Source organism: Flavobacterium sp. (assembly GCF_035299005.1).
In the GTDB taxonomy this organism is placed as follows: Bacteria; Bacteroidota; Bacteroidia; order Flavobacteriales; family Flavobacteriaceae; genus Flavobacterium.
In genome coordinates this window covers 262,593-278,036 of sequence record NZ_DATGXL010000014.1, presented here as the reverse complement: position 1 = coordinate 278,036, position 15,444 = coordinate 262,593, and the positions used below count along the sequence as shown (strand labels likewise).

Annotated in this window: 15 protein-coding genes; 8 read left to right on the top strand and 7 right to left on the bottom strand. The window is 32.9% G+C overall.

Annotated elements, in window-relative coordinates; translation table 11 throughout:
• Positions 1-26: 26 nt before the first annotated feature.
• From VK164_RS10110 to VK164_RS10100, 3 genes are all read right to left on the bottom strand, one after another.
• Positions 27-464, bottom strand: coding sequence for an HRDC domain-containing protein (locus VK164_RS10110; protein ID WP_324209220.1), 438 nt, complete (start codon positions 462-464; stop codon positions 27-29).
• A 7-nt stretch (positions 465-471) separates the two neighbouring features.
• On the bottom strand, positions 472-795 hold the full coding sequence (locus VK164_RS10105) for a single-stranded DNA-binding protein (protein ID WP_324209219.1): 324 nt from the start codon (positions 793-795) through the stop codon (positions 472-474).
• Positions 796-901: 106 nt separating this feature from the next.
• Positions 902-1,222 (bottom strand): single-stranded DNA-binding protein, encoded by a 321-nt coding sequence (locus VK164_RS10100; protein ID WP_324209218.1) that lies wholly within the window; start codon positions 1,220-1,222, stop codon positions 902-904.
• Positions 1,223-1,489: 267 nt separating this feature from the next.
• Between VK164_RS10100 and VK164_RS10095 the strand changes: the two genes are divergently transcribed.
• The 4 genes from VK164_RS10095 to VK164_RS10080 are packed head-to-tail and all read left to right on the top strand — an operon-like array spanning position 1,490 to position 4,123.
• Positions 1,490-1,987 (top strand): DUF6265 family protein, encoded by a 498-nt coding sequence (locus tag VK164_RS10095; protein ID WP_324209217.1) that lies wholly within the window; start codon positions 1,490-1,492, stop codon positions 1,985-1,987.
• Between the two features lie 3 nt (positions 1,988-1,990).
• Positions 1,991-2,341, top strand: a complete 351-nt coding sequence (locus tag VK164_RS10090; protein ID WP_113987668.1) for a hypothetical protein — start codon at positions 1,991-1,993, stop codon at positions 2,339-2,341.
• Between the two features lie 8 nt (positions 2,342-2,349).
• Complete coding sequence (locus tag VK164_RS10085) at positions 2,350-3,195, top strand: SDR family oxidoreductase (RefSeq protein ID WP_324209216.1); 846 nt, start codon at positions 2,350-2,352, stop codon at positions 3,193-3,195.
• 1 nt (position 3,196) lies between these two features.
• On the top strand, positions 3,197-4,123 hold the full coding sequence (locus VK164_RS10080) for a DMT family transporter (protein WP_324209215.1): 927 nt from the start codon (positions 3,197-3,199) through the stop codon (positions 4,121-4,123).
• 136 nt (positions 4,124-4,259) lie between these two features.
• Here the strand turns inward: VK164_RS10080 and VK164_RS10075 are convergent, their stop codons facing one another.
• On the bottom strand, positions 4,260-6,329 hold the full coding sequence (locus VK164_RS10075) for a M13 family metallopeptidase (protein WP_324209214.1): 2,070 nt from the start codon (positions 6,327-6,329) through the stop codon (positions 4,260-4,262).
• Between the two features lie 3 nt (positions 6,330-6,332).
• Positions 6,333-9,728, bottom strand: a complete 3,396-nt coding sequence (locus VK164_RS10070) for a VPS10 domain-containing protein (RefSeq protein ID WP_324209213.1) — start codon at positions 9,726-9,728, stop codon at positions 6,333-6,335.
• Between the two features lie 124 nt (positions 9,729-9,852).
• On the opposite strand from VK164_RS10070, the gene VK164_RS10065 reads away from it, so the two are divergent.
• From VK164_RS10065 to VK164_RS10050, 4 genes are all read left to right on the top strand, one after another.
• A complete protein-coding gene (locus VK164_RS10065; RefSeq protein ID WP_324209212.1) occupies positions 9,853-10,551 on the top strand; it encodes an SCO family protein in 699 nt (232 codons plus the stop codon).
• Between the two features lie 80 nt (positions 10,552-10,631).
• Complete coding sequence (locus VK164_RS10060; RefSeq protein WP_166235203.1) at positions 10,632-10,862, top strand: FeoA family protein; 231 nt, start codon at positions 10,632-10,634, stop codon at positions 10,860-10,862.
• Positions 10,863-12,971: a ferrous iron transport protein B gene (gene feoB, locus VK164_RS10055; protein WP_324209211.1), complete on the top strand. Its 2,109-nt coding sequence runs from the start codon at positions 10,863-10,865 to the stop codon at positions 12,969-12,971. It abuts the gene before it with no gap.
• A 39-nt stretch (positions 12,972-13,010) separates the two neighbouring features.
• Positions 13,011-13,832 carry a hypothetical protein gene (locus VK164_RS10050; RefSeq protein ID WP_324209210.1) on the top strand — a complete coding sequence of 274 codons (822 nt, stop codon included), beginning with the start codon at positions 13,011-13,013 and terminating at the stop codon, positions 13,830-13,832.
• 129 nt (positions 13,833-13,961) lie between these two features.
• On the opposite strand, the gene VK164_RS10045 is transcribed toward VK164_RS10050, so the two are convergent.
• Positions 13,962-14,780, bottom strand: a complete 819-nt coding sequence (locus VK164_RS10045) for a ZIP family metal transporter (protein WP_324209209.1) — start codon at positions 14,778-14,780, stop codon at positions 13,962-13,964.
• Between the two features lie 2 nt (positions 14,781-14,782).
• A complete protein-coding gene (locus tag VK164_RS10040) occupies positions 14,783-15,430 on the bottom strand; it encodes a metal-dependent transcriptional regulator (protein ID WP_324209208.1) in 648 nt (215 codons plus the stop codon).
• Positions 15,431-15,444: the final 14 nt, after the last annotated feature.

Sequence of the window (15,444 nt, the reverse complement as noted above, 5' to 3'; positions counted from 1 at the left end):
CACCAACTTGCGCTGGTGGTTTGTTCTCAAACTGCATTCAAAATTGATAAAATATCTTCACCGAATCGCTCCGATTTTTGTTTTCCGAAACCTTTGATTTGTTGTAATTCATCTAAGTTGCTTGGCTTATACATTGCTAAATCGATTAATTCTGAATTGTGACAAATCATGAAATTCTTTATTTTGAGTTGTTCTGCTTTTTCAATTCTCCATTGTCTTAAGTAATTATACACTTGTCTGTCTTTCGGATTCAAATCTTCGTAAGATTTTCGCTCTAATCGTTCTGGTTTTTCTTGTTCCTCTGATTCGTAATAAACGATAACCGACCAATGTGCTTCTTCACTCTCCACAAATTGCGTGCTCGATTTTTTAAATGTAACCGAACTCAAAAAAGCATTCAATTGTTGTTGATCGTACTCCAAAAATTCGTTATCCAAACGGATTGAAAATACTCTAACTTGCATAACATCCTTATTTACCGATTAACAAAATTTCGTTTGCAACAACTTCGGTAACATAGCGCTTGTTTCCGTCTTTGTCATCGTAACTTCTGTGTGTTAGTTTGCCTTCAATAGCAATTTCTTTGCCTTTGGTTACAAAACGCTCGATAATATCAGCCGTTTTGCCCCAAGCGGTTACACGGTGCCATTGCGTTTGTTCTACTTTGTCACCGTTTTCACGATAATAAACTTCGTTTGTAGCGATACTGATGTTTGCTAATTTTTTTCCTCCTTCAAGGTTTTTGATTTCTGGTTCTTGACCAACGTGTCCGATTAATTGTACTGAATTCTTCATGGCGTATAAATATTTAATGTTTGTGTAACTTGATTTTTTAGAACACAGATTTAAGAAATTAAAAAAATCTGAAAAATCTATGTTTTGAATTTGAAATTGTACTTGCTTATTTGCTTAATAAGACCAATTCATTCGCAACTACTTCTGTGATGTAACGTTTGTTTCCATCTTTGTCGTCGTAGCTTCTGTGGGTTAATTTACCTTCAATGGCTACATAGCTTCCTTTGGTTAACAATTTTTCGATAATATCTACTGTTTTTCCCCAAGCGGAAACACGGTGCCATTCGGTTTGTTCTACTTTTTCACCTTTGGCGTTGGTGTAATTTTCATTTGTAGCAATAGTGAAGTTAGCTACTTTTCCAGATTCTAAGTTTTTGATTTCTGGTTCTTGACCTACATGTCCGATTAATTGTACTCTGTTTTTCATGGCGTGTAAATATTTAATATTAATTGATTCTTATTGGAATACAGATTTAAGAAATTGAATTAATTAAAAAAATCTAATGTTTAAAAATTTGAAAATTGAACTTGCTCTTGTTTTTGAACTTGAACTCATTCATTTCGACAGTGCAAAGATGTGGCGAAAAAAAAAGTTATTCGGTTATTAGCTATTTAATATCGGTTGTAAATATTTGTAAACGTTTGTAAATGAAAATTATTTTTGTATATTCGCTTTAACTATAAGGCTTTACAGATGAAAAAATCACTCTTCCAAAAAAGTATTTATTTTTTACTTTTTATTTGTTCGTTTAGCGCATTTGCACAAAACACCCTGAATTATAACGATGAAAAAGGTTCGCCAAAAGCTGTTTTGCAAGATGTAAAATGGATTGTTGGTAATTGGACAGGCGAAGCTTTAGGCGGAATTTGTCAAGAAACTTGGAGTGAGCCAATTGGAAATTCGATGATGTTTAGTTTCAAATTAGTGGTAGATGGCAAAGTTGCTTTCTACGAATTAGGACACATTATTGAAAAAGACAAAACCCTTTTATTACAACTCAAACACTTTGATGGCGAATTGAAAGGTTGGGAAAAAGCGGAAGTTAGCGAAAATTTCAGATTAGTAAAAGTCACACCAACCCATGTGTATTTCGACAAATTTACTTTTGAGAAAATTTCGGATAATGAAATCAATATTTACGTAGTTTTTGAAGATAGTGGTAAAGAAATGAAGTTTAATTTTAAGAAGTAAACCATGAGTAAAACCTGTTTAGAATGTGGCGATAAAATCATTGGTCGCGAAGACAAAAAGTTTTGTTCGGATGGCTGCCGCAATGCGTACAACAATAAAATGAACAAAGATCAGAACAATCTGATGCGCAACATAAACAACAAATTGCGTAAAAATTACCGCATTTTGTGTGAACTCAACCCAGAAGACAAAGGAAAAACCACCAAAACCAAATTATTAAGTAAAGGTTTCGATTTTGAGTTTTTTACAAGCATGTTACAAACCAAAACGGGCAACACTTATTTCTTTTTGTACGACCAAGGCTATCGTGCTTTGGAAGATGATTTTTATATGTTGGTGAAAAAAGATAGTTAAGAAGATAGATGAAAGAAGGAAGAGAAAAGATTGCCATATTAGGCTGTGGTTGGCTCGGATTACCGTTAGCCCAATCATTACTTTCAAAAGGTTACGAAGTAAAAGGTTCTACGACTTCGGAAAGTAAATTAGACGTGTTGAAAAATGCCGGAATTTCGCCTTTCCAAATTCAGTTGGAAGAAAAACAAATCATTGGGAATATTGTAGATTTTTTGAATGAAACGGATGTTTTAGTGATTGATATTCCACCAGGATTGAGAAGAGAAGTTTCGACTTCGCTAGAAATGACATTTGTAAATAAAGTAAAAACTTTAATTCCATTTATTGAAAAATCAGGGATTCAGAAAGTTGTTTTTGTGAGTTCGACTTCGGTTTATGGTGATAGTTTTCCAATTGTTGAAATTACGGAAGAAACAAAACCAAATCCCGATACCGAAAGTGGTAAACAATTAGTTATTGCCGAATCACTTTTACAATCGAATTCGCATTTTAAAACTACGGTAATTCGTTTTGGTGGTTTGCTTGGTGATGATCGTCATCCAGTGAAATTTTTAGCAGGAAGGACCAATGTTGAAAATCCAGATGCTCCGGTAAATATGATTCATAGAGAAGATTGTATTGGAATTATAGAAAAGTCTCTCGAATTCGCTCGAGATGATAATTGGGAATGGAATCAAACCTTTAATGCTGTTGTACCTCAGCATCCAACACGTAAAGCATATTATCACAAAAAAGCCAAAATTTTGAACTTGCCATTGCCTATCTTTGCAGAAGATTTGGTATCAAAAGGTAAAATAGTTTCTAGTGAAAAGGTGGGAACCATTTTAGGATATACTTTTAAAAATAACATTTAAAATGATGGAATATTATAGTGTTTTTCGCGAGTATATCAAACAAAAGAAAAACGCTATTGGGTTGCCTTTTATAGCGCTTTGCTGGATTAGCTTTTTCTGGGGAACCACTTGGATTGCTTCTAAAGAAGGAGTAAAGCACATGCCGCCTATGCAATTGGTCGCGTTACGTCAACTTTTTGGCGGATTGTTGTATTTACTTTACTTTTTAATTAAAAAACATCCTTGGCCAAACAAACGTCAATGGAGAAATATTCTCGTTTTAAGTGTGTTAAACTTTATGTTGAGTAATGGTTTGAGTACTTGGGGCGTGAAATATATTTCAAGTGGTTTAGGTGCGATTATTGGCTCTATTTTTCCGCTATGGATTGTAATTATTACTTTTTTTAAAGGAGAACGTATTTCTTGGAAAGCCATTTTAGGTTTGGTTATTTCTTTTGGCGGAATTTGTGTTATTTTCTACGATTACCTCAATGATTTTTTAGAACCAGAATTTAGATTTGGAATTTTACTTTCTGTAATTGCTACATTTACTTGGGCGTTATCCTCTATTTATATCAAGGAAAATAAGACCAATTTCAATCCATATTTTAGTTTAGGATTACAAATGTTGATTTCAAGTATTGTGATTTCGAGTGTGATTGGATTTAATGGCACTTCGGTTCCATTGAGTGAGATTCCAGCTATTTCTTGGTGGTCGATTGGTTATTTGGTAGTTTTTGGCTCAGTGTTAACCTTTATTGCATTTATTTATGCTTTGGAAAATTTACCAACCGAAATCAGCAGTTTGTATGCCTACATCAATCCAATGGTGGCGTTGTTTTTTGGTTATTTGTTATTTAATGAACCCTTAACTACAGCGATTATTATTGGCGGAACAATAACCATTATTGGACTTTATTTAGTGAATCGAGCGATTAAGAAGAAATAATTTTTAGACATAGATTAAAGGATTTTCACAGATTGGAATCCTTCTAATCTTTTAATTAGTGGCGATTATTTTTCCTATCACAACAAATAAAAAAATCCCACCTAAAAGATGGGATTTGATTTATTTATGAATTTGATTACCAAATTTTCACACGTTTTTCTGGTGCTACATACATTCCGTTGTTTGGTTGAATGTTGAATGCTTTGTAGAATGCTTCCACATTTTGTAAAGGTACATAAGCACGGTACATTCCTGGTGAATGTGGATCGGTTTTTACTTGATTTTTTATGGCTTCGTCACGCATTTTACTTCTCCAAATGGTTGCCCAAGAAATAAAGAAACGTTGTTCTGGTGTGAATCCGTCAATTAATCCTGGATTTCCATTTGCTTTCAAATAGATTTGTAATCCGTCGTAAGCCGCGTTAACTCCACCTAAATCTCCGATGTTTTCTCCTAATGTAAATTTTCCGTCCACAAAAATTCCAGGTAATGGTTCTAAAGCAGAATATTGGTCTGCTAAAGCACTTCCTAATGTTGTGAATTGTTTTAAATCTTCGTCACTCCACCAGTTTACTAAATTTCCTTCAGCATTGTATCTTGAACCTGAATCGTCAAATCCATGTGAAATTTCGTGACCAATTACAGCTCCAATTCCGCCATAATTTACAGCTTCATCTGCTCTATAATCATAAAAAGGAGGTTGTAAAATAGCCGCAGGAAATACAATTTCGTTATTGGTTGGATTAAAATAAGCATTCACTGTTTGTGGCGACATACCCCATTCTTCTTTATCTACTGGTTTTCCAAGTTTTTCAACATTTTGTTGATGACTCCATAATGCATATAATCTTGAATTTTCGAAATAGGTTCCGCCGTTATTAGGACTTACTACTGTTAATTTTGAGTAATCTTTCCATTTATCAGGATAACCGATTTTTATTCTTGATTTTTGTAATTTTAATTTTGCATTCTCTTTTGTTTCTTTTGTCATCCAAGGCAAATTATCGATACGATTTTCAAATGCTGCAAAAACGTTTTTAATCATTGCTTCTGCCTTTGCTTTTGCTTCTGGTGGGAATTTTTTCGCAACATATAATTTTCCTAAAGCTTCACCTAGTCTTCCGTTAACAGTTGCTAAAGCTCTTTCATCAGCTGGACGTTGTTTTACTGCTCCAGTTAAAGTTTTACCATAAAATTCCCAGTTGGTATTTTCAATTTCTGTAGAAAGGATTCCTGATGAACCTCTAAGGGCTGTCCAACGCATATAGGCTTTCCAATCTTCGATTTTGTTTTCTTGAAAAATAGTTTCAATAGCTTGTAAGTATTTTGGTTGAGAAACTACTACAGAATCAATTTTTCCAATACCTACTGTTTGAAAATAACTATTCCATTCTACCGATGGTAATAATTTTTGTAAATCAGCAATTGCCATTGGGTTGTAAGTTTTTCTTCTGTCTCTGCGCTCTACTCTGTCAAAAGTAGCTGTTGACATTTTAGTTTCTAAAGCTAAAATTTTCTTCGCATTTTCTGTTGCTGTAGCTTCAGATTCTCCAATAAATTGAAGCATTTTTGAAACATGAGCAATGTATTTTTCGCGTTTCTCTTTGTTGTCAGGTGCATCAGATACATAATAATCTCTGTCTGGCAAACCTAAGCTTCCAGTTCCTACATAAACAACATTTCTATTGCTGTTTTTAGCATCAGCACCAACATAACTTCCAAAGAAACCTAATCCCATTTCTGGTTCTAATTCAGCTAATAATGTTACTAATTCTTTTGAATTTTTAACAGCATTTATTCTAGCTAAATAAGGTCTAAGAGGTTCAATACCTAATTTATTTCTACTAACAGTGTCTAATATAGATTTGTATAGATTAATTGCTTTTGCTTGATCTGAATTTGGATCAATCGTTTTATCATTTATTGCTTCTTTAAGAATGGCCATGACATCATCGTCAGTATTTTTTCGAAGTTCATCAAAGCTTCCCCATCTTGTTCTATCAGCTGGAATTTCGGTTTTATCTAGCCAGCTTCCGTTTACATATCTATTGAAATTGTCTGCTGGACTTGTTGATTTGTCCATGTAATTAACATTGATACCAATTGGTTCTTGTTTTTTTACTGATTCTTGATTCGATTTACACGAATAGAACGTTGCTGTTAAAAAAAGGAAGCCTAGACTTCCTTTTAAAATGAATTTATTCATAATTTATTCTTTAATAATTCTTTTTACAGTTGCTTGCTCGTTACTCATGATTTTTACAAAATAAATTCCTTGAGATACGTTTGATAAATCAATTGCGGTTTCAAAATTTGATACTGAAATTACTTTTTTAGACCAAACAATTTTACCTGTTAAATCATAAACATCAATTCCTGTTGGTTGGATGTTTCCTAATGAAATATTGAAAATTCCTTTTGATGGATTAGGATAGACATAAACATTATTTAATTCAAAATTTTGATTTGAAAGCGTTCCATTAATAACAAAGTCATCAATATTAACACCTAATTGAGTAACAGATTCGTCTGAATGAAACACAATTCTAAAGATGATATTTGTTTCCGAGTTTAAAGCATTTAATGGATAAGTGTATGTGGTTAGAGTAGTATTTGTTCCTGTCCATTGACCACCAGGACAATTATTACAGTCTGTTCCAGTGGTAAGAGGAGTTCTGTCACTATTGTACCAATTAGTCCCCATAGTTCCTAGTAAATTCCAAGTTGCTCCAAAATCGGTTGAGTATTGAACATAAGTAACATCCCAATTTACCTCTAAATCATATTTCATTGCAAAACTAATTTGAGGATTTATCACATTTGATAAGTTATAACATTGAGACACTAAGTATGATTTAGTTACATTAGGATAATTTCCAGTAACATTTGTTGTGTATACTGTATTACCTGCAGAGCTCATTGCTCCAGTTGTTCTTATACCTCTTTGCCATTGTGATCCACTGCCGCCATCATTATATGAAATTAAAGCATTAGAAGGCGTTGTAAAAGGATTAACTACTCCTACAGTTCCAGCATCATTAACATAAAATGTTGAGGAGCCACTATTGTTGTCTGAATAGGCATCATTTGTTATGGTTGTGGTTACATTTAAAGTATGTACACCTCTTGTTAGAGTAACAGCAGGTAAATTAATGCTAGTATTTGTGTTTGGTGCAATTGAACCATTCCAAGTAAAGCTATTTGGTGTGCTGTCTATTGTATAATTAATTGTAACTGATGTGATTGGATTTGTACCACTGTTTTTAACTTCAATTTGAGGGATAACTGTATCACCACAATTAATGTTTACTCCTGGGCTTTGAATGCTTACAAATTTCACATCGTTAGCAGGAATTTGAATAGGAATATCTGTTTGCCAAATACCTCTTCCATATGTTGCTGCTATAAGTTTGGCGTCTTCTAAGTTTATTTCTAAATCGGTTACAGACACATTTGGTAAATTTGTATCGAATGCTTGCCAAGTAGACATTGAATCGTCTCTATAGTAAACCCCTAAATCAGTTCCAACGTATAAAGGATTGTCGGTGTTTCTTCCTTGATGTACAATTATGTTTTTACCAATATTTGGTAATCCTGTGAAAAAATTAGTAAAAGATGTTCCTCCATTTGTAGATTTTAAAACGCCTCCAGAAGTACTTTGAGTTGTTATATAAACAATATTACTGTCAGTTGAATGAACTTCTATAGAAGTTATGTTACTTGTGGTTGTATATACATTTGTAAAAGTAATACCTAAATCGGTGCTCTTGTATAAACTAGAACCATTAGCAACATACATAATATTGTCATTTGATGGGTCAATACTGATTAGTTCTAGATTACCAGTACCAATGGTTCCTGTGTTTTGTTGAACCCAAGCTCCAGAAACTAATTTATACAAGTTATTATAACCTGCAAACAAATCGCCAGCAGCGTTAGCCATTAAAGGAGTTACCCAGTTACCATCTACCCCAGGGGAACCTACTGAAGCACTAATTCCATTTCCTGCGTTGTTACTTATGTAAAGACTTCCTCCACTTTGAATAAACCCGTAATATTGATTTGGATTATTTGGATTAATAGCTGTGTCCATTCCATCAGCCCCATAATAATTTTTCCATTGGCCACTACTGTATGCGTGCCCGCCATTATCTTGTAATCCACCAACCATATTAGCGGCCGATTGTTTTGAAACGGCAATTTTATAAAATTGGCTAATTTGAACTCCAGCCGTTAAATCGGTAAAGTTAGTTCCGCCATTACTTGAAACATAAATTCCCCCATCACTTCCGCAAAAAAGTTTACTTCCATGAAATCCTAAGTAGTGGATGTCAGCATGAGTATAAGATGGAGCAGTTGGCGAACTCCAATTGTTTAATTTGGTTACAGTTGCACCACCATCAGTAGATTTCCACACATTCAAGCATCCTGTATAAATTTCATCAGCATTTGTTGTTGAAACGGCTAATGCTAGGTCATACCATGATTGATTAGACTCGAAAACATTTCCTGTAGTAGTTTCGTTAGAAGAGGTTTTAGTCCAGCTTGTTCCAGAATTAGTTGAACGATATATTCCTTGCATATCACCGCTGGAATTTGCACTTAAAACATATATGTAACTTGCATTTGCTGGTGTTACGTCTAATAAAAGTCTACTAGAAGTTGCAGGCAGTCCTAATGAGATTTGCGTGAAACTTGTTCCTGAATTCGTTGAACGATAAAAATTTGTGTCTGAGACAGCATAAACAGTTGTTGGGTCACTTGGTTTTAATCTTATACTGCCTTGAGAAAAATCACCAGATTGTACACTTGACCAAGTAGTACCGCCATTTGTAGTTTTATAAATTCCATTATTTGTTGCGCACCATAATATTTGATTATTCGTGGGATGAATGATTAAATCACCAGCTCTTGATGGATTAGAACCTCCCATAGTACCAGTGGCATTCCAAGTTAAACCACCATCTGTCGATTTGTATACACCAACCGAATATGAATCTCCTGCATCTTTGTCTCCAGTAGCTATGTAAATTACATTTGAATTAGAATAATCAACAGCAATTCCAGAGACACCTATTTGAGGTAATTCATCTGTAAGTGGAGCCCATGTTGCTCCATTGTCGGTAGATTTCCATATTCCTCCGGCAGGTGATCCCAAATAAACAATGTTACTGTTTGATGGGTCAACATGAACCGTATTTACACGACCTTGACCTGAAGACCAAGAGCCAGTATTTGTATGGGTAAAAGGGCCCACAGGTTGCCAGTTACTCACAGGTAATGAAAAAGCACTATTTTTATTTGTCTTCGCTATGTTTTTTTGACGCCAAGCATTCCAAAATTCATCAGATGACATGATGTAACCTTGATCATTAGTATAACTTCTCCAATGGTATTCCCATCTCATAAAAGGCTTATAACCAGAGCCTTTAACGTTTTTGTCTCTTGTTGACCAGTATTGGTTAAATGAAGTTACCAATTCGTCAATAGTGGCTTCGCCAGTTCGCGCTGTAGAAACGTTAGTCATCCAAGGGGCAGAAGGATTAAATTGTGAAAAACCTAAAAAGGAGCACAATAAACTAACAATCAAGTAATTTTTAGTCATATTAGTAGTAGTTTAATAGTAAAATTTCACAAATATAATAAAGAAAATCAACTTATTACAACTTTAACGTTCGTTTGAAGTGGCTTTAAAACTTAATTATGTTTATTTTTGCAAAAAAAATATAATGCTAACCTATCTGAAACCATATAGAACATTTATAATTGTCTTTTTGATTTTGTCAACAGCAATTTTCTTTGGAATTTATTCTTTACAAACTCCCGAAAAAATGTTACCTATATATTCACCAAGAGATATTAATCCTGAATTAGTTGATTCTACAATACAACATATTGGCAACGACCATAAAATTGCTGACTTTGCTTTTACCAATCAAAATGGGAAAATAATTACACAGAAAAATTATGAAAATACAATATATGTAGCCGACTTCTTTTTTACTACTTGTCCAACGATTTGCCCCAAAATGACAAACAACATGGTTTGGTTGCAAGAACAGTTAAAAAAATATCCAAGTGTAAAACTTTTGTCTTTTTCAGTAACTCCAGATATTGATACTCCAGAGGTATTGAAAAAATATGCCCTTAAAAAAGGAGTAGATGATTCAAGATGGAATTTAGTAACAGGTGATAAAAAAGACATCTATTACCTAGCAAGAAAATCATATCTAGCCGTTAAAACAGGTAAGCCAGAAGAATTATACGACATGGTTCATACTGAAAATTTTATTTTAGTAGACAAAAATAAAAGAATCCGTGGTTTTTATGATGGTACAAATCTAAACCAACCAAGTGATGACCCAAAAGCAAAAAACATGCAGCAATTACTCGCTGATATAATTTGGTTAGTTGAAAATCAAAAATAATTGGTATTAAATTGATAATTATCAGGTTTTCTAAATTTATAATTTTTACTTTTGTATTTTAATTCAATCTAAATAAGAAAATGAACACTAATTCGTCAGCTCTTAAAATAGGAGAAACAGCAACTATAACGGCTGTTAATTTAGACGAAATCCCTCTAAAATTATTAGAGATGGGATGCTTGCCGGGTAATAAAATCACATTACTTCAAGTGGCACCTTTTGGCGACCCATTATATTTTAATGTAAATGATTCTCATGTGGCTATTCGAGTTGAAACCGCAAGAGAAATAAGCGTTTTAAAAGATAATTAAATGAGTTCAAATCTTATAAAAGTTGCTTTAATTGGAAACCCAAATGTGGGTAAAACATCTGTTTTTAATGAGCTTACTGGTTTAAATCAACAAGTAGGAAATTATCCGGGAATTACTGTTGAAAAAAAACAAGGTGTTTGTAAACTATCTGATAGTGTTAAAGCAAAAATTATTGATTTGCCAGGAACATATAGTTTAAACGCTAGTTCAATTGATGAAAATGTAGTAATTGAATTGCTCCTAAATAAAAATGATGAAGATTTTCCAGATGTAGCCGTTGTAGTTTCAGAAGTTGAAAATTTAAAGCGAAATTTACTCCTTTTTACCCAAATTAAAGATCTAGAAATACCAACTATTTTAGTCATTAACATGGCTGATAGAATGCAATTAAAAGGAATTGAATTAAATATTCCAATTCTAGAAAGGGAATTAAAAACTAAAATTGCATTAGTAAGTTCAAGAAAAAAAATAGGGATTGAAAATCTTAAAAGCCTAATTTTAAACCACGAAACGCTTTCAACAGAACCTTGTTTGCATGCATCTTCGATTGATCCAGATTATTTTAATAATTTAAGAAGAGCATTTCCGAATCAGTTGTTATATAAGCTTTGGTTAGTGATTACGCAAGACGTTAATTTCTTAAACCTTGACCGAAACGAAATTAAAAGTTCGTTTACTAAATCGCATGCTGATTTAAAACGATTGCAACAAAAAGAAACTATAAAACGTTATCAGTTTATTAATGATACACTGAAAATAGGTCAAAAAATAGACGTTTCAAAGGCATCTGATATTCGTGCAAAAATAGATAGGGTTTTGACGCATAAAGTTTATGGCTATGTAATTTTCTTTGGAATATTAATGCTTATTTTTCAGTTTTTATTTGATTGGAGTAGTATTCCAATGGATTTTATTGACGAAACTTTTGCTAATTTTAGTTCACTCGCAAAGCAAAATTTACCAGCAGGAGAGTTTACAAATTTAGTTAGTGAAGGAATTATTCCAGGAATTGGCGGCATCGTAATTTTTATTCCACAAATCGCATTTTTATTCTTATTTATTTCGGTTTTAGAAGAAAGCGGATATATGAGTCGCGTAGTTTTTTTGATGGATAAAATCATGAGAAGATTTGGTTTATCTGGAAAAAGTATTGTGCCTCTAATTTCAGGGACTGCGTGTGCTATACCCGCTATAATGGGAGCAAGAAATATTGAAAACTGGAAGGAAAGATTAATTACTATTTTAGTAACCCCTTTTACAACTTGTTCTGCGAGGTTGCCTGTTTATGCCATATTAATCTCATTAATTATTCCTGAAAAAAGAGTATTGGGCTTTTTAAGTTTACAAGGATTAACTTTAATGGCTTTATATTTATTAGGATTTGGAATGGCAATTTTTTCTGCTTATTTACTCAATAAATATTTAAAGCTAAATTGTAAATCTTATTTTGTAGTAGAAATGCCAAGCTATAAAATCCCGATGTTTAAAAACGTTGGAATTAATGTACTTGAAAAAACAAGGGCTTTTGTAACAGGAGCAGGAAAAATTATTTTAGCACTTTCAATCATTCTGTGGTATCTAGGATCTCATGGATTAAGTGATGATTTTAACAATGCAGAAAAAAATGTAATAACTGAACTTCAATCTAAAGGTATCAAACTAAATCCTTCTTTAATTGAAGATAAAGTAAATGCCTATAAACTTGAAAATTCCTATATTGGTTATATGGGAAAAACGATAGAACCAGTAATTAAACCACTAGGTTATGATTGGAAAATAGGTGTTGCAGTGGTAAGTTCATTTGCTGCCAGAGAAGTTTTTGTAGGAACTTTAGCTACTATTTATAGTGTAGGAAGCCATAGTGACGAAGAAACTACTATTAAAAACAGAATGGCCGCTGAAGTACATCCAATAACAGGAAGTAAAGTATTTAATTTTGCTACTGGAATTTCGTTATTGCTTTTTTATGCCTTTGCAATGCAATGTATTTCTACGTTAGCTATTGTAAAAAAAGAAACGAATTCTTGGAAATGGCCTATAGTTCAATTAGTATTTATGAGTGGTTTTGCCTATTTAACAGCATTAATTGCCTATCAAGTTTTAAAATAATAGGCATAGTTTTTGATTAAAAAGAGAAAATAAAAACACATGAAAAATACAATACTTGTACTTTTGTTCATCTTAACTTTAAACACTTCTTTTTCTCAGAAAATTGATAAATCAAAAAAAGAGTTAAATGCCGGCAGCACATCAAGTTCTTCATCAAGCAGTAGTTCGTCGTCTTCTAGAAGTTCTTCTAGTTCTGATGATTTCGGTCTTGTAGGTTTACTGGCTGAAGGATTTTTATATGTAGGTTTTTATTCAACAATAGGAGATTATAGAAATGAAGATCATTTGTATAATTCTCTTTCTAAATATCCTTATTTTGATGGAGAATCTGGTAATTTTGTTAGTAATAGTGATAGTATTCAAAGTAAAAACAAAATGCGATTTGATATAGAAAATCATTTTCTTTATATTAATAATACTTCCTTTGGGAACCACATAAAAGCTAAAATTAGACCATTTCAATATTTTTATTTACAAGCAGATTATCGCGAGTTGATAGAGAAAAATATTTTCACAAATCAATATGATAATCTATCCATATTTCAATTTAATTTTGCATATGATAGAATTCGTTTTAAAAAATTTAATTTTGGATGGACGCTTGGAGCAACTTACATTGGAAACGAAGTAAACAAAGCAGGAATTTCCTATGGATTAAATGCAGATGTGTTTGCTTTTAAAAATATAAGTTTTAATGGTGCATTTCAATTGAGTAAGATAAATGGATTATCTGTGAATTCTTTTGAGTTTAGAGGTAAATATCATAAAAAGAATTATTTTTTTTCAGCAGGTTACGAACATTTAAAAATAGCATCTCCAAGTTATAATTTTATTACAATAGGTGCTGGAATATATTTTTAAAATTATGGACATACAACAAATCTTAGTTTACTTATCCCTAGCTATTGCTATAGGATTTTTGGTAAAAAAATTCTTTTGGAAAAAGCGTACTAAAAAGTCAAAGCCATGTGGTGATGACTGCGCTTGTCATTAACCTAAAGCCACATCTAAAGTCATCATCACAATAAATCCACCGATAAAACCTAGTGTGGCTATATCAGTATTTTTATCTTGTTGGGTTTCTGGAATTACTTCTTCTACTACTACAAAAATCATTGCTCCAGCAGCAAAAGCTAAAGCATAAGGCAATAAAGGCGTAAAAAATGTTACCGCTACTGCTCCCAATACTCCAGCAATTGGCTCCACAATTGCAGAAGATTGACCATACATAAAACTTTTCCAACGGCTCATTCCCATTCTTCTTAAAGGCATTGAAACGGCAATTCCTTCGGGAAAATTTTGAATTCCAATTCCAATAGCTAAAGTAACTGCTCCGGCAATCGATGCTTCAGGAATTCCTGCAGCTACACCACCAAACAATACACCCACCGCTAATCCTTCTGGAATATTATGTAACGTAATAGCTAAAACCAATAGGGTAGTACGTTGCCACGGAGATTTAATTCCTTCTGTCTCTTTAAAATTGATATGCAGATGTGGTAATACTTTGTCTAATCCAAAAATAAAAATGGCTCCCAACATAAAACCAACAGCAGCTGGAATTACTTTTACAAAGCCAGCTCCTTCGCTCATTTCAATTGCAGGCGCCAATAAACTCCAAAAGCTAGCCGCTACCATAACGCCACCTGTAAAACCAAGCATTCCATCTAAAACTATTCGATTCATGTTTTTAAAGAAGAATACAAACGAAGCGCCAAATGCGGTTAATCCCCATGTAAAAGTTGTGGCTAATAAAGCCGCTAGAATAGGATCAATGCTTTCAAAAAAATGAATTATTGTATCAAACATAATTATTGTACATATAAATTATTAGCAATTTTATTGGAAATGGTCAAACGCTTTCCATCGATTTCTACAGTTAATGTGTCATCAAAATCTTCTTTGTCAATTACTTTAACAACAGAACCTAAAGCTATTTTTTGTTTATCTAAATATTTTAAAAAATCGGTAGAAGAATCTTTTACACCTACACAATGAAATGCTTTGTTCAGTTCAGCTTCAGAGAGTAGTTGTTTTTCAATTTTTTTAATTACACCTTTTTCATTAGGAATCGGATCACCATGTGGGTCAGAAACCGGAAAGCCTAAAAAAGCATCCAATTTATTTATCAATTGTTCTGATTTGATATGCTCTAACTCTTCTGCAATCTCATGTACTTCGTCCCAAGAAAACCCTAATTTATCTACTAAAAAAACTTCCCACAAACGATGTTTTCTTACAATCATTTTTGCTGAATGCAATCCATTATCTGTTAAAGTAACTCCTTGATATTTCTGATAACTTACCAAATCTTTATCCGAAAGTTTCTTCATCATATCGGTCACTGACGATGCTTTAGTGTCTAACATTCCAGCAATGGCATTTGTATTGACCCCTTTTGGAGAAACTAATGACAAATGATAAATAACTTTAATATAATTTTCTTCAGAAATAGTCATAAGCAATTCATTTC